23 protein-coding genes are annotated in these 23,763 nt (G+C 47.1%); 12 read left to right on the top strand and 11 right to left on the bottom strand.

The window, feature by feature from the left end; all coding sequences use genetic code 11:
- Positions 1 to 66: 66 nt before the first annotated feature.
- The 3 genes from ABIE50_RS03605 (at position 67) to ABIE50_RS03595 (ending at position 4,162) form a co-directional block, all read left to right on the top strand.
- Positions 67 to 1,452: a peptidylprolyl isomerase gene (locus tag ABIE50_RS03605; RefSeq protein ID WP_185937140.1), complete on the top strand. Its 1,386-nt coding sequence runs from the start codon at positions 67 to 69 to the stop codon at positions 1,450 to 1,452.
- Positions 1,453 to 1,729: 277 nt separating this feature from the next.
- Complete coding sequence (locus tag ABIE50_RS03600; RefSeq protein ID WP_260607380.1) at positions 1,730 to 3,457, top strand: amidophosphoribosyltransferase; 1,728 nt, start codon at positions 1,730 to 1,732, stop codon at positions 3,455 to 3,457.
- A gap of 210 nt (positions 3,458 to 3,667) precedes the next feature.
- Entirely contained in the window at positions 3,668 to 4,162 is a 495-nt protein-coding gene (locus ABIE50_RS03595; protein WP_209855768.1) for a SixA phosphatase family protein, read from the top strand.
- On the opposite strand, the gene proC is transcribed toward ABIE50_RS03595, so the two are convergent.
- Complete coding sequence (proC, locus tag ABIE50_RS03590; RefSeq protein ID WP_142684460.1) at positions 4,159 to 4,956, bottom strand: pyrroline-5-carboxylate reductase; 798 nt, start codon at positions 4,954 to 4,956, stop codon at positions 4,159 to 4,161. The genes ABIE50_RS03595 and proC overlap by 4 nt on opposite strands.
- Positions 4,957 to 5,043: 87 nt before the next feature.
- On the opposite strand from proC, the gene ABIE50_RS03585 reads away from it, so the two are divergent.
- A complete protein-coding gene (locus tag ABIE50_RS03585) occupies positions 5,044 to 8,334 on the top strand; it encodes an AAA domain-containing protein (RefSeq protein WP_209855770.1) in 3,291 nt (1,096 codons plus the stop codon).
- Between the two features lie 109 nt (positions 8,335 to 8,443).
- On the opposite strand, the gene ABIE50_RS03580 is transcribed toward ABIE50_RS03585, so the two are convergent.
- Together ABIE50_RS03580 and dusB are read right to left on the bottom strand one after the other, a co-directional pair.
- Positions 8,444 to 9,013, bottom strand: coding sequence for an NUMOD4 domain-containing protein (locus tag ABIE50_RS03580; RefSeq protein WP_142684462.1), 570 nt, complete (start codon positions 9,011 to 9,013; stop codon positions 8,444 to 8,446).
- Between the two features lie 44 nt (positions 9,014 to 9,057).
- The gene (gene dusB, locus ABIE50_RS03575) at positions 9,058 to 10,125 is read right to left on the bottom strand and encodes a tRNA dihydrouridine synthase DusB (RefSeq protein ID WP_209855773.1); all 1,068 of its coding nucleotides are present in this window, start codon (positions 10,123 to 10,125) and stop codon (positions 9,058 to 9,060) included.
- A gap of 181 nt (positions 10,126 to 10,306) precedes the next feature.
- Between dusB and ABIE50_RS03570 the strand changes: the two genes are divergently transcribed.
- The 5 genes from ABIE50_RS03570 to ABIE50_RS03550 all read left to right on the top strand — a co-directional run bounded on the left by ABIE50_RS03570 (position 10,307) and on the right by ABIE50_RS03550 (position 13,517).
- A complete protein-coding gene (locus tag ABIE50_RS03570) occupies positions 10,307 to 11,254 on the top strand; it encodes a CPBP family intramembrane glutamic endopeptidase (protein ID WP_209855782.1) in 948 nt (315 codons plus the stop codon).
- Between the two features lie 28 nt (positions 11,255 to 11,282).
- Positions 11,283 to 11,534, top strand: a complete 252-nt coding sequence (locus ABIE50_RS03565) for a putative signal transducing protein (protein WP_209855785.1) — start codon at positions 11,283 to 11,285, stop codon at positions 11,532 to 11,534.
- Positions 11,535 to 11,644: 110 nt separating this feature from the next.
- On the top strand, positions 11,645 to 12,529 hold the full coding sequence (locus ABIE50_RS03560; protein WP_142684466.1) for a phosphatidate cytidylyltransferase: 885 nt from the start codon (positions 11,645 to 11,647) through the stop codon (positions 12,527 to 12,529).
- A gap of 87 nt (positions 12,530 to 12,616) precedes the next feature.
- On the top strand, positions 12,617 to 13,270 hold the full coding sequence (locus tag ABIE50_RS03555; protein WP_209855788.1) for a phosphatidylserine decarboxylase family protein: 654 nt from the start codon (positions 12,617 to 12,619) through the stop codon (positions 13,268 to 13,270).
- A 28-nt stretch (positions 13,271 to 13,298) separates the two neighbouring features.
- Positions 13,299 to 13,517, top strand: a complete 219-nt coding sequence (locus tag ABIE50_RS03550; RefSeq protein ID WP_209855791.1) for a hypothetical protein — start codon at positions 13,299 to 13,301, stop codon at positions 13,515 to 13,517.
- Positions 13,518 to 13,598: 81 nt separating this feature from the next.
- On the opposite strand, the gene ABIE50_RS03545 is transcribed toward ABIE50_RS03550, so the two are convergent.
- Positions 13,599 to 14,294: a YjjG family noncanonical pyrimidine nucleotidase gene (locus tag ABIE50_RS03545; protein ID WP_209855794.1), complete on the bottom strand. Its 696-nt coding sequence runs from the start codon at positions 14,292 to 14,294 to the stop codon at positions 13,599 to 13,601.
- A 96-nt stretch (positions 14,295 to 14,390) separates the two neighbouring features.
- Between ABIE50_RS03545 and ABIE50_RS03540 the strand changes: the two genes are divergently transcribed.
- The 3 genes from ABIE50_RS03540 to ABIE50_RS03530 all read left to right on the top strand — a co-directional run bounded on the left by ABIE50_RS03540 (position 14,391) and on the right by ABIE50_RS03530 (position 17,987).
- Positions 14,391 to 15,092, top strand: coding sequence for an SDR family oxidoreductase (locus tag ABIE50_RS03540; RefSeq protein ID WP_209855797.1), 702 nt, complete (start codon positions 14,391 to 14,393; stop codon positions 15,090 to 15,092).
- Positions 15,093 to 15,283: 191 nt separating this feature from the next.
- On the top strand, positions 15,284 to 17,185 hold the full coding sequence (locus ABIE50_RS03535; protein WP_209855799.1) for a BatD family protein: 1,902 nt from the start codon (positions 15,284 to 15,286) through the stop codon (positions 17,183 to 17,185).
- Between the two features lie 67 nt (positions 17,186 to 17,252).
- Positions 17,253 to 17,987, top strand: coding sequence for a tetratricopeptide repeat protein (locus ABIE50_RS03530; RefSeq protein WP_209855802.1), 735 nt, complete (start codon positions 17,253 to 17,255; stop codon positions 17,985 to 17,987).
- On the opposite strand, the gene ABIE50_RS03525 is transcribed toward ABIE50_RS03530, so the two are convergent.
- From ABIE50_RS03525 to ABIE50_RS03495, 7 genes are all read right to left on the bottom strand, one after another.
- The gene (locus ABIE50_RS03525; protein WP_209855805.1) at positions 17,982 to 18,728 is read right to left on the bottom strand and encodes a LytR/AlgR family response regulator transcription factor; all 747 of its coding nucleotides are present in this window, start codon (positions 18,726 to 18,728) and stop codon (positions 17,982 to 17,984) included. The two genes, ABIE50_RS03530 and ABIE50_RS03525, sit on opposite strands and share 6 nt — an antisense overlap.
- Positions 18,729 to 18,845: 117 nt before the next feature.
- Entirely contained in the window at positions 18,846 to 19,652 is an 807-nt protein-coding gene (locus ABIE50_RS03520; RefSeq protein ID WP_209855808.1) for a sensor histidine kinase, read from the bottom strand.
- Between the two features lie 223 nt (positions 19,653 to 19,875).
- Positions 19,876 to 20,586 (bottom strand): response regulator transcription factor, encoded by a 711-nt coding sequence (locus tag ABIE50_RS03515; RefSeq protein ID WP_079471554.1) that lies wholly within the window; start codon positions 20,584 to 20,586, stop codon positions 19,876 to 19,878.
- A gap of 61 nt (positions 20,587 to 20,647) precedes the next feature.
- Entirely contained in the window at positions 20,648 to 21,667 is a 1,020-nt protein-coding gene (locus ABIE50_RS03510; protein ID WP_209855811.1) for a sensor histidine kinase, read from the bottom strand.
- Positions 21,664 to 22,152, bottom strand: coding sequence for a gliding motility lipoprotein GldH (locus ABIE50_RS03505; protein WP_209855814.1), 489 nt, complete (start codon positions 22,150 to 22,152; stop codon positions 21,664 to 21,666). The genes ABIE50_RS03510 and ABIE50_RS03505 overlap by 4 nt, the downstream gene beginning before the upstream one ends.
- 15 nt (positions 22,153 to 22,167) lie before the next feature.
- Complete coding sequence (locus ABIE50_RS03500; protein ID WP_142684477.1) at positions 22,168 to 23,043, bottom strand: YicC/YloC family endoribonuclease; 876 nt, start codon at positions 23,041 to 23,043, stop codon at positions 22,168 to 22,170.
- Between the two features lie 115 nt (positions 23,044 to 23,158).
- On the bottom strand, positions 23,159 to 23,755 hold the full coding sequence (locus tag ABIE50_RS03495; RefSeq protein WP_209855816.1) for a pseudouridine synthase: 597 nt from the start codon (positions 23,753 to 23,755) through the stop codon (positions 23,159 to 23,161).
- Positions 23,756 to 23,763 lie beyond the last annotated feature (8 nt).

Raw genomic sequence — 23,763 nt, 5'->3', positions numbered from 1 at the left:
AAATCCATCGACTTTCCCTATACTACTGACTTTTAAATGGTTATTTTTGGTTTTTACCGCTTTTGTATGAAGAAACTTTTAGCATTATCCGCAGGCGCTTTGCTGTTATGGCAGGCTTCTACGGCCCAGCAAAAACTGGTGGCAGACAAGATTATTGGGGTTGTAGGAGATAAAATTATCCTCAAATCCGATATGGACGGAGCGCTCAGCGACCAGCAGCATAACTCGCCCGATGGCAACCTGCCGCCGGACGCAGCCTGCAGAACACTGGAAATGCTGATTTCCCAGAAAGTGATGGTGTTACAGGCGGAAAGAGACAGCTTACCCGTGAGCGATGGCGATGTGGAAGCCCAGATGGAAAACCGTATCCGGTACTTTGAATCAATGTATGGCAGTAAAGAGAAAATGAAGGAAATTACCGGCTATTCCATTTACCAGCTCCGCGAACGCTTCCGCCAGCCTATTAAAGAAGGGTTACTGGCCCAGGCAATGCGCAACAAGATCGTTGAACCGGTTAAGGTAACACCCTCAGAAGTAAAACGCTTCTTTGATGCTATTCCTAAAGACAGTCTCCATTTTTACGAGTCCGAACTGGAAATAGGTACCCTGGTGTTACAGCCAAAGGCTACCCGCGAAATGGACCAGTACGCCATAGATCGTATCCTCGATTTCAAAAAACGTGTTCAGAATAAAGAATCAGATTTCGGCTCCCTGGCTATCCTGTACTCCGAAGATCCGGGCGTAAAGGATAACAAAGGCGTATACACACTGAACCGTAACGATAAAAACACCTGGGATCCCGACTTCCTGGCAGCTGCTTTCCGTTTGAAAGAAGGGGAAATGTCTTCTCCTGTGAAGTCGCAGCACGGCTACCACCTGATCATGATGCTGAAACGCTCCGGCGATAATGTTACGGTACAGCATATCCTTGTAAGAGCAGCTGTAACCAAATCGGACCTGGCTGCCAATACTGCTAAACTGGATTCCATCCGTAAAAGTATCCTGGCGGGAAAAATCACCTTTTCTGAAGCTGTAGCAAAATACAGTGATGCGCCAAGTGCCAAATTCGACGGCGGTATGATGCAGTCTAAAACCGGAGATGGAAGTACCCTGATCACTATTGATCAGCTGGATGATCCTACAGAAAGGGATATTGTAATGATGCTGGATACCCTGAAACCAGGCCAGATTTCAGCACCGGTGCAGTTTACAGACGAAAATGGCCGTGCAGCAGTACGGATCGTTTACCTGAAAACACGCACCCAGCCTCACCGGGAAAATCTTACCGACGATTATTCGCGCATCCAGCAAAGAACACTGGATATCAAACGCGCGGAAGCCATTAACAAATGGCTCATCGAAAAGATCCCCACTTTCTATGTGCATGTGGATGATCAATATAAAGAGTGTAACCACATCAGCCAATGGATGGCTGGCTTGGCCAAACAATAAAAATCATAAAGCTATTCATTAAAGCGGGGAGAAGGGCGAAAGCTTTTATCCCCGCTTTTTTTGCTCTGATACAGAATAGGCAAAGGCTGATAGCTTTACCAACAGCTTTCGGGTTTTCTCCTTTTTTGGCGTACCTTTGCGACTTCAATTTTCTGCCATGAGTGATGCGATCAAACATGAATGCGGTCTGGCATTTATAAGGTTAAGAAAACCGTTTTCCTACTACCAACAAAAATATGGGAGTGTTTTCTATGGGCTGAACAAACTATACCTGCTCATGGAAAAACAACACAACAGAGGCCAGGATGGCGCTGGTTTAGCTACCGTGAAACTAAACACCGAGCCCGGCGTTCCCTTTATGCACCGTATCCGCAGTGCGGCTCCCCAGGCTATCGGGGATATTTTCGGGAAAGTGCGAGATGAGATCCAGGAGATAGAAAAATATCAACCGGAAATCACCAAATACCCGGGCCTGATGAAAGGCCATGTACGTTTCCTCGGTGAGCTCATGATGGGTCATATCCGCTATGCCACCCAGGGTAAAAACAACGTGGAACTTTGCCACCCATTTGTACGTTACAATACCATTCCTGCCCGCAACCTGGCTATGGCAGGGAATTTTAACCTGATAAACACGGATGAGCTGTTTGAATTCTCCAAGGCTCAACCCGGAGAAGTACATAAAAACAGCGATCTGGCGGCTATGCTGGAAGTAGTGCATCACTTCCTCGCCAAAGAAGACAATGAAGGCAGCGACGACCTCGATATCAAAAAGATCCTGCAACAGTCATTTTCCATGTTCGATGGCGGCTATCACACCTGCGGCCTGATCGGCTCGGGAGACGCTTTCGTGATCCGTGATGCGCATGGTATCCGTCCTTCTTACTATTATATTAACGATGATGTGATCGTGGCCGCCTCTGAAAGGGCTGCCATCCGCACCACTTTTAACGTAGGTGAAAATGAAGTGCTGGAGCTGATGCCCGGTACAGCGCTGATCGTGAAAAACAACGGCGACTACAGTATTGAGCAGATCCTCGAACCCAAAGAACGCAAAGCCTGCAGCTTTGAAAGGATTTACTTCTCCCGTGGTAATGATGAGAAAATATACAGGGAACGTACTGATCTGGGCAGACACTTATCCGGCACCGTATTGAAGGCCATCGACAATGACCTCAAAAATACTATCTTCTCTTTTATTCCCAACACCGCTGAAGTAGCCTTCTATGGCCTGTTAAAAGGACTGGAAGCTTATCTCAACAAAATAAAAGTAGAGCGTATCCTCTCCTGGGGTAACGATTTCGATGAGGAAAAGCTCTCCGAAATGGTGAACCGCCGTATCCGTATCGATAAGATTGCCACCAAGGATGTGAAAATGCGCACGTTCATCACTGAAGACTCCAGCCGTAACGAAATGGTACAGCACGTGTACGATATCACTTATGGTAAGGTAAGGCCAGGCATTGATTCCCTGGTAGTGATAGATGATTCAATTGTTCGCGGTACCACCCTGAAGGAAAGTATTGTGAAGATGCTGGATCGCCTGGGCCCCAAAAAGATCATCATTGTATCATCAGCTCCACAGATCCGCTACCCTGACTGCTATGGTATAGATATGAGCAAAATGGGTGATTTTGTGGCCTTCCAGGCTGCCATCGGCCTCCTGAAAGATCATGGTAAAGAACATATCCTGAATGAAGCCTACGGCCTCTGCAAAGAACTGCAACGCACCAATACCCTTCACGCGCAAAACGTAGTGAAGAACATCTATAAGCCATTTACCCCCGAACAGATTTCTGCTAAAATTGCCGAAATCCTTAATCCGGGCGGTATTAAAGCGGAAATAGAAGTAATCTACCAATCTATCGAAAGCCTCCATGAAGCTTGTCCGAATAACCTGGGCGACTGGTACTTTACCGGTAATTACCCTACTCCGGGCGGTAACCGTGTTGTGAATAAAGCATTCATGAACTATATGGAAGGTAAGAACGAAAGAGGATATTAATCGTGTAAATAGCCAGGGATCTGGTCATCCGGCATTCAAAAAGTCCATCTTTTGAACCGGACGATCAGATCTCTTATTATTTGAATGACTATTTGTTTTCATGTTAATTTTATCTTAAATAACCCCGCCCGTTCAGACAGTATAAGTCTAACAAGTTAACTTCCTGTAAAATCTGTATTTTCGTTATAGTTAATTATAGGTTTTCAGCCCATGAAAACATTACTACTTATACGTCATGCTAAATCCAGCTGGACCGATCCGGACATGGATGATTTTGACAGGCCCCTCAATAAACGGGGAAAAGCAAATGCGCCCGAAATGGCACAACGCCTCGTTACAAGGGGTATGGTGCCGGAACTGATTATTTCCAGCCCTGCGAAAAGAGCCAGGTCTACCGCTAAAATAATGGCCAGTGAATGGCACTATCCCAAACAGGCTATCCTGCTGGAAGAAGAACTTTATCTCTGCTATGCTGCCACTTTCCTCAAGGTAATCACCAAAATTGACGACGACTTCAGCGCTGTGGCCATCTTTGCCCATAACCCCGGCATCACCGATTTTGCCAATTACCTCACTGAAGAGATCAGGATCGACAATGTACCTACTACCGGCATCTTTGGCATCCAGGCAGATACCGATAGCTGGAAAGATTTTGACCTGGCAAAAAAGAAGTTCCTCTTCTTCGAGTATCCCCGTAAAGACTAGTCTTTTACAATTTTATCGTAAGATGCTGTTATTCCTTTTATCAGGGAAGAACTGAAGCCTTGATGTTCCATTTCGTTCAAACCGGCAATAGTACAGCCTTTGGGCGTAGTTACCTTATCAATTTCCTCTTCAGGATGACGGTTTTCCCGGATCAGCAGTTCCGCTGCCCCTTTTACCGTTTGCGCAGCAATTAAACTGGCGGTGCGCACATCAAAACCTATTTCAATACCTCCCTGGATATTTGCACGGATAAAGCGAAGCGCAAAGGCAATACCACAGGCCCCCAGCACGGTGGCAGCATCCATCAGCTTCTCATCTATCATTACCGTAGCTCCCAGCTGGTCGAACATGGTTTTCACATACCGGATCTGTTCTTCTGTGGCATGCTTATGAGAAATACAGGTGATGGATTCCTGTATGGCTATAGCCGTATTAGGCATGGCTCTTACCACCGGCATACCGGGCACCACATGCTCCAGATCGTCGATGCTTACACCGGTCACCACGCTGATCAGTATATGCTTTGCGGGGTCAAAGGAACCTTTGAACTCCTGCAATATTTCCCGCACATTGTAGGGCTTTAACGCTACCACAATTATTTCCGCTCCGCGGATGGCAATATCATTATCCGTTTCTATCTGCACACCTGCGTCACGCAGATCTGTAAGGGTAGTGGTGTTACGCTTGGTAACAATGATATCGCCGGCCTTTGAAAATCCGCTCTTCAACAATCCCCGGGCAATGGCCGAGCCCAGATTTCCTCCACCTATAATGGCTATTTTTTTGGCTGACATAAAAAATGAAGATTACATTATAAATCGTAAGAAAGGTATAACAAATGCCGCATCCATGCAAACGGCAACGATTCATTATCTTGCAGCATGCAGGCATTACACACAGCAGCTGCGTTTTACGCGAGGATAAAAGAAGCCCATAGTATAGCAGATACGGAAGATAAAACCCGTCACTATAAACAGATACTGGAAATCCTTTTCCGGGATCTGACCCGGAAAGAAACCCGTTCTTTCGGGAACCTGTTTGCACGCATGCAGTTTTATTTCGACCGGCAAACTGTTCCCCCGGATATCCACCAGCAGCTGACTGCGCTCCGTATACTCACCAACAAAGCTACAAGGGGAATGTTTCCCCTGCAGGAAGCAGAACACCTGTTGTGTATCAAAGCCCTTACCGAATCTGTAGCATGGTGTTACCAGGCCACGCCGCCGCCTGAACTTACTGCATTATATGCCCCTGCGGGCTCACACAAACTATCGCTTGCCTGGCAGCACCGCCCGGGCAGCCTCGCCCTGCTGAAATGCATGGTAACCGCCGTTGGCGCGCTCAATACCAATACATTGGGTAAATATACCTTGCTGCTGGATGTTAAAAATGATGAACAGGGCGATTTCCAGCTCCTGCTGGAACACATGGATCCTGCCGCGGTTGTATCCCTGCATGGCTTACTGCGCCCATACGACACCATTCATGTACTTCACTGCCGGCAGAGTATTAACGGTCACGAATATACGACTACCAGCGAAAGCCAGGTAGTGCTGGAACCGGACCTCCTCATAGACATCAGCGACCTGGCCGAGTGTTTTACCCATAAAGGACCCAACCGGTTATTATATCTTGTTAAAAAACTTACTCCCCAGGCCTCCAGCCCCGCAGCATTCAAGGGGAACCTGGTAAATGCCCTGCTGGACGAAATGCTCCGCAACCGGGACATAGATTTCAAAAGCTCGTTTGTAGAGGCGGTGGCTGAAAATGTACTACAGGCAGCCGCCTATGGCCGGGAGAAGATCAATGAAATGTTCCGCGATATCCGGCAGCAACACTGGGGTAACCTGCACAATACGGTAAAGGAGCTGCAGGATAAACCGGTGAGAATAGAACCCACCTTCTTCTCCGCCCAATACGGATTACAAGGGCGACTGGACCTGATGGCAGAAGACGATAGCGACGAATACCGGAAGGAAATTTTTGAGCTAAAAAGCGGGAAATGCCCCGATTTCAATACATGGAAGAATCATGAAATGCAGGTAGTAGGGTATAACCTCCTGCTGCGTTCAGCCTTTGGACGGCATCGGAAAGGCGGTTCAGCCATACTGTACTCCGCCGCAACCACCTCTCCATTACGTAATGTAAGCAGTACACACCATACGGAAAACGACCTGCTGCTGTTACGCAATGAGGTAGTAGCCATGCTGCTGCGACTTGCAGGAGGGGAGTTTGAAGTACTTTCCTCTATTACTACGGCAGCTGCGCAGGGCCTGCCTTCCTTCAGTGCAGCTCATTTCACCACCTTTGAACAGGCATGGCAAACAGCGCCCCCTGTAGCCAAAGCTTATTACCACGAGTTCCTTGCCTTTATGTTAAGGGAATACCTGCAGGCAAAGTGTGGCATGTTCTCGGAAATTAACCGGGAGGAAGATGCCGACGGTTTTGCTGCGCTGTGGCTGCAACAGGAAAAAGATAAGCTGTCGCGCTTCAATATCATCCCCGGGCTGCGGTTCCGGGAATTTGATTCCGTTAACAGCTCCGTGCTTTTTGATATAGTCGTGCCCGTTAGCCACAATTTCCGCAAGGGAGATACGGCTATTATTTATCCGCGTACCAGTACGGAATTACAACCTTTACAACAACAGCTGCTGAAAGGCAGGATAGAGGATCTGGGAAAAAACCAGCTGGCATTTTCCCTGAATAACCGTCAGATGACCCTTGATTTCTTCCGGCAATTTGATGAATGGATCATTGAACACGACATTTATGAATCCAACTATTGGACAGCCACCGCATCGCTTTTTCATGTGATCTCCCCGTTGTACCGGGAGCGTACCAATATGCTGCTGGGGCTTACCACGCCACGATGGTACCCTCTGCAGCACCCCACACCGGCCATGTTTAACGCTAACCAGGAACAGATAGTGAAACAGGCCCTGGAAGCGCAGGATTATTACCTGTTGCAGGGACCACCAGGTACCGGTAAAACATCTTCTATGCTTACCACCATAGTAGAAGAGATGGTAAAACGGGATCACTATGTGATCATTGTTGCCTTTACCAACAAGGCAGTAGAAGAAATATGCCATAAGCTGGCGGCAAAAGATATCAGGCACCTGCGTATGGGCGGGCGAAATTCCGATGCTGCGCTTATGTTGCGGCAATACTGCATGGAAGGATCACTGGACGATGCCAGGAATTATATTACCGGGCACCGGGTATTTGTAGCCACTGTGGCTACTATGGCTACGCGGCTGGAGCAGCTCACGATGATGGGGATTCCTTCCGATACCTTAATTGTAGATGAAGCCTCTCAGTTAACAGAGCCGCAGTTGCTGGGACTGCTGATGCCTTTCCGGAAATTTATCCTGATAGGTGATCAGAACCAGTTACCCCCGGTTGTAGCGCAGGAAGCCTGGTTTTGCCAGGTGAAAGCCCCTTGTTTGCAGGAGCTGGGCATCCGTGATCTGCGGACATCTATTTTTGAGCGGCTGATACAACGCTGCAAAACAAGTCACTGGCGTCATGCCTGGGGCATGCTGAACACGCACTTCCGGATGCACGACAGCATTGCAGCATTGGTCAATCACTATTACGCAGGACAATTATCTTCCGGCAAGGAAGACCAGAAAGCCGGTTTTGGCCCGTTTCCCGTTCATGAACACCTGGGCTGGGAGCGGATCCTGTCTTTAGGAAGAAAAATATTTATTGGCAGCCCATACGAGGCAAGCTCCAAAATGAACAGAACCGAAGCAAAGTGGGTAGCTTCCCTGCTGCATCATCTGAAAGCCCGTTACGGCGCCGGCTTTAGTAAAGACACCGTAGGGGTAGTAACGCCCTGGCGCACACAGATCAGCCTTATCCGGGAGCTGATTGCAGACGATGAAGTGCTGCAGGATATTAATATTGATACTGTAGAGCGGTTCCAGGGTTCCGAAAACGATATTATCATTGTATCGCTGGCAGTATATCATGCTGCGCAGGTGCAAACACTGCAATGCCTGGGGCAGTTTCAATGGGAGGAAGAAGATATAGAGGTAGACAGGAAGCTGCTGGTAACGTTATCGCGTGCACGAAAACAGGTGATACTGCTGGGTTATGAACCAGTACTGCAGGATAGCAAACATTACCGGAAAGTGTTAGGAGAAATGATACGGGGAGTACTCTAACGGGAGCCGCTATACGTAAAGCCGGCTTAAGCCAAGTAACAATGGCCATACGATTAGTATGGCCATTGTCAGACAACATCATATATGATCAGTCCTGGCAAACCAGGCTTTAATCCAGTGTTACGTGCCCCCAGTTCTCCCCGCTTTTGATACGGTAGAGCTGCATTTCGCTGATATCGAACTGTTCGGCGATCTGCTTCATTGTTTTCTTGCCAGGTTTACTGAGCAGGCGTTTGATACTCTTAACTTTGGTAACGTTTAATTTCAGCCCTTTTACACGATTACGCTGCTTTTCCTTGTAGGCCAGCTTAGCCGGGCTCTTTTGCTGATGCTCTTCCATTTCCTCCTTGGTGGCCCATTGAAGATTGGAGGCTTTATTGTTTTTTTTATCGTAGTCCAGGTGAATCACATACTTATGTGCCCGTCCTCCTTTTTTACTGAAAAGTTTGGCCACTTCCCGGTGCAGGTAGAGTGACTGGTAGCTGTCTGCCGGCTTTACGTTTAATACCGTATAGCCTTCCACGGTAGACCCCGTGAGCAGCTTACCATCTTCGGTACTTTCATGATAACTGATCACTCTCCCCATGTTTGAAACAGCGTATTTTTTACGCAGGGCAGATTTGTTTTTAATCTGTAAGTCTTTCCAGACTTCATTTTTCAGATTTTTAATTGTGGTCATGTGAAAGTAATTTTTATTTTTTTATATCCCCGGGGTTTATCCGTTTATCCGTAAACGTTACAACCGGCCATTTCATTATCAGCCGGCAGAAAATCGTGTGCAGCTAACTGTGGAGCGGCCCTTTCGAATATATGGTCCTTGTATTGTAACACAACCGCGTCTAGTACTTCCTCAATCTCAGCTAATGTATTGTAAGTTACTAATTGTTGTCTGAATTCTTTTATATGCGGTAACCCTTTGAGGTAATTTGTATAATGCCGGCGCATTTCCAGTATGCCTACCACTTCTCCTTTCCAGGCAACTGACTGGTGAAGGTGTTTTTTGCAGACTTCCACTCTCTCCAAAACAGTTGGCAGGGCTAAATGTTCGCCGGTCTTCATAAAATGCTTGATCTCCCTGAAAATCCACGGATACCCGATGGCGGCCCTTCCGATCATTACGCCATCCACGCCATATTTCTGCCTGGCGGCGATTGCCTGTTCCGGCGTACATATATCACCGTTACCAAAGATAGGGATTTGTATGCGTGGATTGTTCTTTACTTTTCCGATAAGGGTCCAGTCGGCGCTGCCTTTATACATCTGGGTCCGTGTCCGGCCATGAATGGTAAGGGCTTTAATGCCTACATCCTGGAGCCTTTCGGCTACATCCTCAATATTTTTTGTTTCCTCATCCCAGCCCAAACGGGTTTTAATGGTTACCGGCAACCTGGTGGCCTTTACCACAGCGGCGGTAAGTTTAACCATTTTAGGAATGTCTTTCAGGATACCGGCGCCGGCGCCCTTACATGCTACCTTTTTCACGGGGCAGCCAAAATTGATATCCAGCAGATCGGGATTGGTGGCTTCCACAATTTGTGCGGCCAGCGACAGGGATTCTTCATCTCCCCCGAAAATCTGGATACCTACCGGTCGTTCGTAATCGAAGATGTCCAGTTTTTTCCGGCTTTTGATAGCATCCCGTATCAATCCTTCAGAAGATATGAACTCTGTATACATGAGATCAGCCCCATTATCTTTGCACACCGCGCGAAAAGGCGGATCGCTCACATCTTCCATGGGCGCCAGTAATAAAGGGAATTCTCCCAGTTCAATATTTCCTATCTTCACCATAATTTATATAACCAGAGCAGCTTTTGCCGGAGTTATTATTTTAATATTTTATATACTATTTCTTTTACAAGCAGGATTTCTTTGCAGTAACGGCTATCGTTCAGCAGCTGCGGTAAGCGTAAGCATCTGCAAAAACTTAATTTCGCGCTGTAAATTTACGCAAAAAATACAGTATCTTTTTATGTCCGGTTATCTGAAGCAGTCACCCGTTTCATTGCAGTTTGTAACATTCCTGGGCTTTGCCTTTGGGTTCTTTGCCCTGTACCTTTATGGGCTTCAGGCGATTACACCGGGTGTAACCGGTCAAACGCTGGAAGCGCTTCAGTCGGGCACACTTACCGATCCTAACTCGATCGGCTATCTGAAAATAACACAATTCCTTTACACTATCATAGCCTTCTTTGTGCCGGCGGCACTTTTTGCCTACCTGTGGCAGCCTTATCCGGTAAAATACCTGGGCCTGAAAACGCCTTCCGGTTTGCAGGTAATACTGGCATTACTGGTCATGTACGGCTGTTTACCTTTTGCCAATCTGCTGGGCCAGTGGAACGAAACCTGGCCAATTTCACAATCGGCCCGCGACCTGCAGAATATGGCTGAAAAGCTGCTGGGCGTTATGCTGAAAATGCCTACCCTTCAGGATCTGTTCATCAACCTGGTACTGGTGGCCATTGTGCCGGCCATAGCAGAAGAACTTTTTTTCCGCGGTGTTTTTCAGCGGCTTATCATCAAAGCTACAGGAAAGGTGTGGCTGAGCGTATTTATTACATCTATCCTGTTCAGCGCTATCCATGGCGAAATGCTGGGCTTTCTGCCCCGCGTGGTAATGGGGTTCACACTGGGTGCTATTTATGTTCTCAGCGGCAATCTCTGGCTGAGCATCCTGGCGCATATCCTGAACAACGGGCTGCAGGTAACAATGCTTTACCTGTTCCAGCATGGCATGGTAAAAGAAGACCCGATGAAAAATACGCCCGTGGAATGGTATTATGTAGCCTTGAGCATTCCTGTAACCATCGGGCTGTTCTGGGCATTAAGCAGGAAATCGGTCCCTATGGTGATGACAGACCCGGAGAAGAGAAAAGACGGGGAAGAGGTTGAAGAAATTGGAGCAGACGAAAATTTTTAATCTTTATAAAGACATTAAAGCAAATATTATGGAAAAAGACTGGGTGAAAATTTTCTCAAGCGACCGGCCATTTGAAGCCGAAATAGTAAAGGGAATGTTACTGGATAATGATATTGAAGCGGTTTTACTCAACCGGCAATCCTCGTCTTATAATATCACCCTGCCCGGACAGGTGGAATTATATGTGCATGAGTCACAGGAAAAAATAGCCAAAGACCTGGTGCATAATCACAATAATCTTCCTACCGGCGATCCGAACCAGCTGGAGGAAGAAGAATAGTGAGATCCCGCAGATAGTGCCCTCCAGGTGGCTTCCCTGAAGGGAATTTGCTCTGTAGGGTATTTTTATCCACTTTTGCGGGTAGAATTTAATCAACAGATACAACCATAATGAAGACATTTTTCACCCGCACTGCCTCGGCGCTTGTGTTTGTGGCAGTAATGCTGGGAGGGATCCTATGGGCCGACTATACTTTTTTCCTGCTTTTTTTCCTGATCGGCTGTTTTGCCCTCCAGGAATATTTCAGGCTGCTTCGCGGGATTGACCCCGACTATACCGGTGTTTCATCCTGGCACAAATGGGGCGCTACCATAGCGGGAGCGGCTATCCTGCTTACTTTTACCGGAGATAATTTTGCAATAGGCGGTATTCCCACAGGACTGCTGGGCTGGTGGACGGCCGTAATTTTCCTGCTGGTGATGCCTTTAGGAGAAGTGCTGATGAGTAAGGACTTTTCTTTAAAGAATATTGGTTACTCGGCCATCGGGTTGCTATATGTGATCATTCCCTTTGGGTTGCTGATCCATATCCGGGTAAATGCCATCAATATTCATTACACCCCCGAAAATGTGGGTACTGCACCCGGCTGGCTGATTCCCCTACTGCTTATCATATTCATCTGGATCAATGATACCATGGCCTATATTGTGGGCTCCCTGATCGGGCGCACTCCGTTTGCCCCGGCTATATCACCCAAGAAAACCATTGAAGGCACAGTGGGCGGAATGATCCTCGCGGTGGCCACGGCCGGCGTTTACGGACATTTCTGGGGCTACCGGTACCTGGCCCTGCAGCATTGGATTGTACTGGCTCTCATTGCCGCTATATTCGGCACCATCGGGGACCTGATAGAATCGAAGCTGAAACGGATGGCCGGCGTAAAAGATTCCGGTAAGATCATGCCCGGTCATGGCGGTTTTATGGACCGGTTCGATTCCTTACTGCTGGCAGCTCCTTTCGCCTGGATTTATGTTCAGTTTTTTATGATGCGTTAACAAAACATTCGTATTCGAAAAAAATTGAATTAAAGTAACTTTGCACCCAGATATAAACACATACATCAATCATCTAATAAAAAAACAATGAAGATCCATCGTGAAGGATTTGCTACTATTTCCCTTGTATTCCTGGTACTGGCGTTAATAAACGGAGCAGTATTTTATTGGTTCAGTAACGCGCCGGCACTGTGCTGGACAGTATCCATTATTTCCCTTGCGTTCTTCCTGTTCATCGTTTCATTCTTCCGTATTCCCTCCCGGCAATATACAACTGGTGACTCGCTGGTGATTTCTCCCTGCGATGGTAAAGTAGTGGTAATTGAAGAAGTATATGAGCCGGAGTATTTCAAGGATAAACGCCTGCAGGTGTCTATTTTTATGAGCCCTGCCAATGTGCATGTAAACCGTAACCCTATCAGCGGTAACGTGAAGCTGTCGCAATACCACGCCGGTAAATACCTGGTAGCCTGGCATCCGAAATCATCCACAGAAAACGAAAGGCATTCCGTGGTAATCGGCAACGGCAAAACAGATATCCTGGTAAGACAAATTGCCGGCGCACTCGCCCGCAGGATTGTAAACTACCTGAAACCAGGCATGGAAGTAAGCCAGAACGAGGAAATGGGCTTTATCAAGTTCGGCTCCCGGGTAGACCTTTACCTGCCTATCGGTACAGAAGTGACCGTTCAGCTGGAACAGGTGGTACAGGGCGGTGTTACAGTTGTTGCCAAAATCTAGTATCTTTAAAAGCTAAACGGCAATTCTCATGATAAAGAAAGCTTTTACCGGCGCAGCCGCATTACTGTTGATAGCTGGCGTAGCATTGGCACAGGAGAAAACCAAAGCAGCTCCCAAATCCAAAAAAGATTGTTCCGCTGCCACCTGTAAAACCACCGCTAAAGGTAAAAGCTGCTGTAAGCAGCCGTCGAAAACTGCCAGCCTGAGAATGGCTGCGGCAAACAAAACAAAAGCGAAAGCACAGTGATGAATGCCTGTTAATACAGGAGCCTCACTTGTTCCGGTATAAAGAAAAAAGGAGATGTGGTAGTCCACATCTCCTTTTTTCTTACAAAATATTTCTCAGCTCCCCCAGATGCCCGATCACATAAGTAGGTTGAAAGTCGACCGGCGGTTTGCCAGGGTTGAAATATACCTGGTCCATTCCCACACCATGGGCCCCTTTGATATCCAGCTCCATGGCATCTCCTATCATAATACTCTCTGTTGCGCTGGTATTGGCTTTCGTGATAGCGTAGTCAAAAATTTCCCGGTAGGGTTTTAAGCTGCCTGCCGCTTCCGACGTAACCACGTGCGTGAAGTAGTGATCAATCCCCGCGTTCTTCATTTTCAGCAATTGTGTTTCCTCGAAGCCGTTAGTGATCATGTGCATGGGATAATCCTTTGCAGCCAGGTATTCCAGCGTTTCCTTCGTTTCAGGGAACAATGCTTTTTTATAAGGTAGTATTTCCAGGAATTCATCGCTGATCTTCTGTGTCAGTTTTTCATCTCCTATTTTGAAATCGACCAGCGTAAGACGAAAGCGTTTGTCGCGTAGCTCACGGCGGGTAATGAATCCTTTGCGGAAGCGGTCCCACAGGCGTTCGTTATGTTCCACGTAAGAAACGGAGAATGCTTCAAAAGATGGTATCCCCCTGCTTTCCAGGCCATGGCTGTTGTACAGCTCCAGCAGTGTTTCCTGTTCATTTGTTTCAAAGTCCCAGAGTGTATGGTCCAGGTCAAAGAAAAGATGTTTGTATTTCATGACGCCGCAAAGGTACAAAATACCACAGAGATGGGAGAATCGCGCTGGTGTATTCCAAAGTAAATTCCTTATTTTACTGCATTAATGAAAGAAACTATGAATGCAGTAATTACGGGCGCCAGCAAGGGCATCGGAAAGGCTATAGCAGAAAAACTGGCGCTGGAAGGATTCAATGTAGCGATTTGTGCGAGACATGCAGACACACTGGCTTTGGCCAAAGCGGATATCCAGCGGAAAAACCCTGCAGTAACGGTATTGACGGAAGTGGTGGATATGGGAGATCAATCGCAGGTGCTGGCATTTGCCAATAAAGTGACTGCTGCATTCCCGCAGGTGGATATCCTGGTGAACAATGCCGGCATTTTCGTACCCGGGGCGCTTCACCAGGAAGAAGAGGGGTTACTTGAAAAGATGATGGCTGTAAATGTATACAGCGCTTATCATCTCACCCGCGCATTATTACCCGCTATGATCACCCGGCGTAAGGGATATATTTTTAACATGTGCTCCACCGCCAGCTACCGGGCCTATCCCAATGGCGGGGCCTATAGCATCACGAAATACGCCTTGCTGGGCTTTACGAAAAACCTGCGGGAAGAGCTGAAACAACACTATATCGGGGTTTCAGCAGTTAGTCCCGGCCCTACCTTAACCGCTTCCTGGGAAGGCTTTGAGGCCCCTCCCGACAGAATGATGCCCCCCGAAGATATTGCCACTGTAATATGGGCTGCCTGGACCATGGCAAAGCAAACTGTAGTGGAGGAGATTATACTGAGACCCATGCTGGGAGATATTTAAACATCTTATTATATTGGATTCTTCAGCCGGCAGAAAATGTTCTTTATCAGGATAACAAAATAAGAACATATTAGAATGATTTAACTAACTTTTAACGGGGTCTTACAGCGCTTCCGGCGCGGCTTTGGTTAAATTTGTTGACATAATTTATGATGTACAGTTTTTGCATAAGGAAGTGTATTTACGCCATTTTGATTTGTATAGGATCGGTAGCCTGTGCCCAGGCACAGGAGTTCCGCTTTACTACCACTGTGAGCAATAATGCCGTGACGTTGGATGAACCATTCCAGATCCAGTTTATGCTGGAGAATGGTGTGAATATCTCAAGTTTTACGCCCCCCAGTTTCAAAGACTTTGAAGTACTGCAGGGACCTTCCCAGATGCAGGGGCAATCCATTTTCAATGGAAAACGTTCTGAGTATATTGCGTTAAGTTACCTGCTGCAACCTAAACACGTGGGCAGTTTCACCATTGCCGGCGCGCAGGCGCGTGTAAATGGCAATCTCGTTAAATCAAACCCGGTTTTAATTGAAGTCAGGAAAGGCAGCGCACAACAACAGCAGCAGGCAGCGTCTCCGTCGTCCGGCTTTCCACCACACCGCGGATCTTCCGGTGGCAATGATGATATGGAAGGTATCCTCAAAAAAGGAGAAGACATCAATGAAAAACTGAAGAAGAATGTTTTCCTGAAAGTAGAAGTAGATAAAACCAATTTATACGAAGGAGAACAACTAACGGCCACGTATAAACTTTTTACCCGTCTCCCTACAAATTCAAGCGTTACCAAAGTACCGGCTTTTAAAGGATTTTCCGCCAAAGATATTGAACTGCCTAATCCACCACAGGCCACTGAAGAAAGGGTGAATGGTATTCCCTATAAAGTGTTCACCATCCGGAAAACATTGCTGTTCCCGCTGCAGTCGGGCACCCTGGAACTGGACCCTGTGGAGGTGGACAACCAGGTGCGCCTGGTGAAAATGGTAAGTAAAAAAGGAGGCAGCAGCAGGGGTAGGGATCCTTTTGAAGACTTCTTCAACGATCCTGCATTCAGGGATCCTTTCTTTGACGATTTCTTCAATCGCCCGGAAGTGGAATACCAGGATGTTCCTTACAAAATCCAGAGCAACCCGATAAAGATCACGGTTAAACCCGTTCCCCTAGATGGGCGCCCGATCAGTTACAATGGTGCCGTAGGCAACTTTAACATGACTGCCGTGGTGGATAAAAAGAAACTTACCACCGATGATGCCCTCACATTGAAGGTCACCATCAGCGGGCAGGGTAATGTGAACCTGCTGAACTCCCCCAAGGTGGAAACGCCTACCGGCTTTGAAAAATATGATCCGAAAGTAACCGACGATATAGAGAAAAACAGCAATCCGCTGTCAGGCAGCCGTACCTTTGAATATGTGCTGATGCCACAGGAAGCCGGCGATCATACCATACCTGCGGTGGAATTTTCTTACTTCGACCCGGCAGCCAACAGCTATAAAACATTGCGCTCCCAGCCTTTCAACGTCCAGATTGAACAGGGCAAACATATTAAGCAGGATAAACAGGATTTCAGCGCCGGCAAAAATGAGCTGGTAAAAAATGAAACCGGTATCCTCGACTGGACACGGAATCACAGCTGGTTTATCCTCAGCCCCTGGTTCTATGTGTTGCTGTTATTACCATTGCTGATAGCCGCTGGTATTATTTTTTACAAGCGTCGCAGGGACTACAATACTACCAACGCCGCAGTATTGAAACACCGCTACGCTAATAAAGTAGCGCTGAAAAGGCTGGAACTGGCTGCCCGTTACCTGAAAGAAGGCAAGGATAAAGCTTTTTATGAAGAAACATCACGTGCTGTTTGGGGTTACCTCAGTTCCAAACTGAAAATACCAATGGCCGATCTGAGCAAACAACTGATACAGGATAAACTGAGCGCCCGCCATATTAATGGCAGTAATACGCACGACCTGTTTAACCTGATCGATAACTGCGAAGTGGCCTTGTATGCACCGGGGCAGGATAACCGGAAAATGCAGGGAACTTACGAACAGGCGGTGAGCATTATCACCAACCTGGAAGACGCGTTAAAGAATTAATTACTTAACGAAAGGCGAAATGCTGAACTACAGAAAAATTAAACCGGTACTATTAACTGCAATATGCGTGCTGACGTTTACAGTAAGCCATGCGCAAACGCCATCGCAGAACCAGCAGCAACGGTTTGAAGAAGCGAACAAGCTCTTTAATCAAAGCAAGTTCACAGAAGCGGCCAGGGTTTACCAGCAATTATTGGATGAAGGCCATATGCAGAAAGCACTTTACTTCAATGCAGGTAATGCCTGGTACAAAGCAGGAAAAACCGGGCAGGCGGTTTATAACTACGAGAAGGCATTGCAGCTATCACCCAACGATGGGGCTGTAAAACATAACCTTGCCATAGCCAACCAGAAAGTAAATGGCTTTGTGGAAGAACTGCCGATGGTGTTTTTCCAGCAGTGGTGGTTACAACTACAACATCTCCATAAAGCCAACGGCTGGGCAACAGGTACGGTTATCCTTTTCTGGTTGTTTGTTGCCGCTATTGTGCTCAATGTATACCTTCCCGGGTGGAGGAATAAATTTTTACGCTGGGGCGCTTATGTACTGGGTGTGCTATGTGCGTTGTACCTCATCATGTCTGTAGATACTTACCTGTGGTCCAACAACCATGAAGCAGGTATTGTAATGAACGGTAATATCAGGGCAAAAACCTCCCCTGATGAAAACAGCCGGGATGCCTTTGAGGTGGGAGAGGGCATGAAAGTGCGGATTACAGATGCTACCCGCGAGTTCTGTAAAATTGAGCTGGCAGATGGTAAAAGCGGATGGATCAGTTGTAACTATATCAAACGGTTATAGTCTTTCGATACGCTGCAGGAAATCCTGTTTCTTATCCCGCGCCAGTGGTACGCTGTAACCATCGCTCATAATAATCTCCCCGCCATCTCCCTTAATATATTTTTCCATAAAAGACAGGTTGATGAGGAAACTGCTATGTACGCGGAAGAATCCTTTATCTGCCAGCCATTGCTCCATTTCCATCAGGGTGCGGCATACCATCACCGGCTTTTCCGGCTCCTGTAACTGCAACCGGGTTTGCGTGCCTGCACCTTTGCAATAAATGATATTTCTGGCTGTAACCATACGCAAACCGTCTGAGGTGGGCAGCGCCAACCGTTCGTCCTGGCTCAGGTGTTCCTGCAGGAAATGAAGAAGGTTATCTACTTTCCCTGCTGTTACAATGGTGGATTGGGTACCGGCTTTCTCTACTGCATCTTTCAGCTCACTGCTGTCTATAGGCTTAAGGAGGTAATCCAATGCACTGTGATGGATAGCCTGGAGGGCGTACTGATCATAAGCAGTAATGAAAATAACAACGAAGGAGTGGTAATTACAGGCTTCCAGTACCTGGAACCCATCCATTCCCGGCATTTCGATATCGAGGAATACCAGATCGGGATGTAGCTGTTCAATGGCAGTCAGGGCTTCGGGGCCACTGCTGCAAAGAGCCTGTACGGTAACGTGCGGGCAATACCTCTCCAACATCATATGCAGTGCATCCCGGCTGTGCTTCTCGTCGTCCACGATAATGGTACGCATGTAGGATCAGATTATGAAAGGTAGTTCAGATTTTATGTTGCGGGTAAAAGTATATGGTCTTTGATTCCATTATCCATGTAGAAATTAAGCAATTTACAGGACATTACCAATTAAAGCCTAGCCTGCCAGGGATTGACGGGCGGCTACATGTTGCATACTGATAATAAGGCGGTTACCGGAAGGTTCCCGTTCTTCATTATATACCTGTAAAGACTTTATACTGGCTTTCATCTGGTATTTTTCGCTCATCATATATAGCCGCTCCGAGGCGATATCTATCCCGGAGGCCTGCCGCTCGCCGGTGCCATCAAGCATTTCGGTGATCAGGATGCCATTGTCTTCCAGCTGGATCTGGAGCCGGTCGTTTTCTTTTGAGAGGGTGATCCTGAGTTGCCCCCCAGATTTTTCGGGTCGTAGCAGGATCCGGTGCCAGATGGCGTATTGCACATAGGGCTGGATGATCAGGGGAGGAATTAGGGTGAACTGCGGATTCACTTCCGGGCCTACAATCAGCTGGTAGTTGAACTGTTCATCAAAACGCAACTGTTCCAGCTGGATATACAGTTCCAGGGCATCCAGCTCGTCCTGGAGGGAAATCCATTCCTTATTGAAATTGCCGATCATCAACCGCATGAGCCGGGAGAACCGGGTAAGATACAGGGACGCCATGTCTGTACTGGTGGTAAGAATATAATGGTGGATGGCATTAAGGCTGTTGAATATGAAATGCGGATCCATCTGCGCCTGGAAAGCATGAAGTTCCAGGTTAATCAACGCATGGGTTTTGGTGATTTCTTTCGCTGAGGCTCTCCTGATTTTTCTTTCCCGCAGGGTAAAAAATACTATTAGGGTAACGAGACTTAACAAAAAAAACAGCCAGAAAGGCCACTCCGCAGCAAAGACGATATCAGTATAATGTGCCACTAACTAGGTTTATAGGAAGTATACTTCTCTACTCTTATAAGCGCAATAAATATCGGCTAATTAATCTCCAATAGAAAGTGGGATTTACTATGAGGCGGGTTTTTACCGGAAACTGGGGAGAATGGGGTGAAAAGTGGCTGTTGGGAAAATGGGCCCTCAGCTTTAAGCAAATACAGCGGAGATGATTATACTTATCTACTGCTGCATTTGCCCAGCGCTGGTATCAGGCTTCCGTAAACTTATAGCCCACACCTCTTACGGAGTGGAAGTAGCGGGAGTTCCGGCTGTCTTCTTCAAAATATTTACGGAAATTGAGGATAAAGTTATCGATGGTCCTCGTGGTAGGATACACGTTGTAACCCCAAACCACCTGGAGGATCTTCTCACGGGTAACCACTTCCCCTTTATTTTCGATGAGCAGCTTCAGCAGCATGGCTTCTTTCTTGCTCAGTTCATAATGTTTACCATCTTTACCTACACATTCCTGTGCGGCAAAATCTATTACGTTATCACCAAAGCGGTATACATTGGGTACACTGTCTTTGTCCTGGATCTTTTTATTTTTTACGATGAGCTTTTCCACCCTTAAAAGGAGTTCTTCCAGGTTAAAGGGTTTGGTCATGTAGTCATCGCCTCCTTTTTTGAGGCCCAGTACGCGGTCGGCGCTACTGTTTTTGGCGCTCAGGAAAAGAATGGGGATTTCATTATTCTGAATACGGATGTTTTCGCATACGGCGATACCATCCATTTCAGGCAGCATAATGTCCAGTATAATGAGATCAAAATATTCGTTTTTAACTGCTTTCAGTGCAGCTGTGCCGTTGTCCACTGCGGTAACCTCGTAACCTTCCAGCTCCAGGTTCAGCTTCAGGGCTTCCTGGAGATTTTCCTCGTCTTCCACCAGCAGTATTGATGCCTTTGTCGCTTCCTTCATGTGTTATTGTTTGATTTTACATCGAATCCGGATCCCGGTATTCATCAATCCGTTATCTAATTTACGCCGTTTGCACGGAATATTCAGGCCATGATATTTCAAAACAGCTGCCGGTGGGTACATTATCTTTCACTTCAATGTTGCCACGGTGCTGTTCCACTATCTTGGCCGTGAGGAACAGGCCGAGGCCGGAGCCTTTTGCTCTCCGGGTATTTTCATTACCTACCCGGTAAAATTTCAGGAAGATCCTGAGTTTTTCTTCTTCCGGGATTCCCGGGCCTTCATCGATCACCTGTAATTTCAGCTGCTGGTTGCTTTCAAAGAGTTTTACAAAGATAGTGGTATTTTTAGGGGCATATTTTGCTGCATTCTCCACCAGGTTGCTCAGCACAATTTGTAAGGTCAGCTTATCACCCTCCATCCACACGTGCGGTAATATGTCTGCTATGATCTGGTGGGTGCCAATGCGGCCGCCGAGATCTTTGATACTGTTTTCCACCAGCGCTGAAAAATCCAGGGGCTCTTTAAATACCTGGTACTTGTGTGTTTCCAGCTGCGCTGCCAGCAGGATGTTATTACATAGCTGGTCGAGACGGTTGGTTTCCCGGATGGTGTTATTGATCAGCTTCAGTTGCTTTTCTTCATCGAGCCTGTGTTTGCGGATAGTTTCGAGATTCAGCTTGGCTGCAGCGATAGGCGATTTCAGTTCATGTGTAACTGCCATCATAAAATTCTGCTGTTGCCTGCTGAGCTTCATATATTTCCACACCGCCCTGTATACAAAGAGCGCACCGAGTAAAATGATCCCTAAAAAGATAAGGCCTTCACCGAGGTATTTGAAAGCGCGCATACGCTCTTCTTTATTGATCCGCTGTAGTTCCAGCTGGTGCTCCACCGGTTGGGCAAGACTATCTACCCTGAGGGAAAGGTTTTGTTGTTCGAAGGCGCGGATCTGTTCACTTTGTCTGAACAGCAAAATGCCCCACCATACCAGTGCGGCAATTGTATACGCCATTACTAAAAAATAAACGAAGGAAACGGACTTTCCTTCCTGCATTTTATTGAAAATTCTTTTCATCATGGCCTTGTGCCGGCTTTCTCAATCCGCAAGCCAACATTCATCACATAGGGGAGCGGATTTTGCCGCATATTTTGTTCAAAGGTAAACCTGTAGGTACCCGGTTTATTAAAAATAGCACGTTGCTGGATGAAGATACGATGCTCATAAATATCATCCAGGCCGGAACCGGACCATTTGCCGGTTACATCAGCAAGCGGCAGTTCTACCCGTTGTTCCTTTGCTGTACTGTCGCCAGGATACTGTGTGCCTATCAACATCCATATATTGCTGTAAGGATAGGCGTCTGTATGCCTGACGTTTACACAGATATTGTAAAGGTACGCAGTATCTTCCGGTTGTATTTTTACTTCAAAAGATGGTTTATAATCATATGTCCACTCATGCCCGGGAATTTCCAGGTTCTTTTCGTAAGTGTCCATTTTAGGTGGCTTACAGGCTGCAGCCAAAAGAAACAAGCCTGCTGTGACCATGAAAAGTTTGTTCATACGGTGTTCGCCTTACTATAAAACGTTTAATACTTGTTCTTTGGCTTTTTCCAGTTCATCTTTCATCAGCACCACCCATTGCTGTATACCGGCATCATTGGCTTTGGAGCCGGTAGTATTGATTTCACGGCCTATCTCCTGTAATACAAAGCCCAGTTTCTTTCCTTTGGCAGAATCGCTGTCTTTCAGAATTTCCCTGAAATACCGGAGGTGGTTTTCCAGGCGTGACAGTTCTTCCGAGATATCCAGTTTTTCCAGGTAGAAGATCAGTTCCTGTTCCAGGCGGTTGGCATCTACATTCTCCTTTCCAACATGCTCAGCCAGCAGCCCTTCAAGACGCTGGCGGATACGGTCTTTGCGGAGCGGGTCCAGTTCGCGGACCTTCTGCATATATACGTCTATATTATCGATGCGTTGCTGCAGATCGGCTTCCAGCATCAGCCCTTCATCCTGGCGATGCGTATCAAGGTCTATCAGTGCTTCACGCAATGTGTCTTCCACATCTTTCCATTCTTCTTCGGTCATTTGTTCTGTAGCGGGACTTACCACTTCGGGCAGTTTCATCAGTACATTGAGCATATCTCCCTGGGGGAGCTCCAGCTGGTTGGCCAGCATGGTAATAGATTGATAGTAATATTTTGCAAGGTCTGTATTAATCACAACCGGGCGGGTGGCGCCATTTTGGCGGATATTGATTGTTGCATCCAGGGTTCCGCGCTGCAAGGTTTGCTGCATAAGGGTACGGATGTCAAATTCATAGGGTCTTAACAAAGGAGAAAACTTCAGATTCACCTCAAACTGCTTTCCATTCAGCGATTTGATCTCCACTACGATACTAGTTTCGCCTCTTGCGCTTTCTGCCCTTCCGAAGCCGGTCATTGATTTCAGCATAATACAAATTTGTAGGTGACAAACCTAGTTAAAAAAGCTGAAAGCATAAAGCTTAAAGCAAAAAGCAGGAGCCGCAGTCAACCGGGAGGATCTCTTTACGCCAGGCATACAATAGTCAGCGTGCCTTCAATTTCAATTTCCGGTAGATCTCTTCCCTGCCCAGTTCCATAATGTCGCCCGACTGCATGCCTGCAACCGTGATAAGTTCGATTCGGTAACGGACAAGCCTCAACGTAGGAAAACCAACAGCGGCTGTCATACGCCGCACCTGCCTGTTTTTACCTTCCTGCAGTACCATTTTGATCCAGGGTGCGGGAATAGATTTACGGAAACGGATGGGTGGATTACGTGGCGGTAATAACGGTTCTTCATCAAATATCTCTGCCCGGCACTTTTTGGTGCGGTATAGCTTACCATCCACATTGATCTCCACACCAACCTCCAGCTGCTGTACAGCTTCCCGCGTAACAGCGCCATCCACCTGCACCCAGTATTCCCGCTCATGGGCATGTTGCGGCAACAGCAACTGCTGATTCAACGCTTTGTCGTTTGTAAGAATCAGCAACCCCTCACTGTCATAGTCCAAACGGCCCACCGGGTATACATCCGGAGGCACTTTAAAATAGTCTGCCAGGCAGGCCTTGTTTCCTTCCGGCGTAAACCGGGTTAACACCTCATATGGTTTATAAATAATATAATAATAAAGCGCCACGAATGCTT

The organism is Chitinophaga sp. OAE865, assembly GCF_040546735.1.
Taxonomy (GTDB): Bacteria; Bacteroidota; Bacteroidia; order Chitinophagales; family Chitinophagaceae; genus Chitinophaga; species Chitinophaga polysaccharea_A.
The sequence above is the reverse complement of the archived record's forward strand: the minus strand, read 5'-3'. Positions and strand labels throughout refer to the sequence as shown.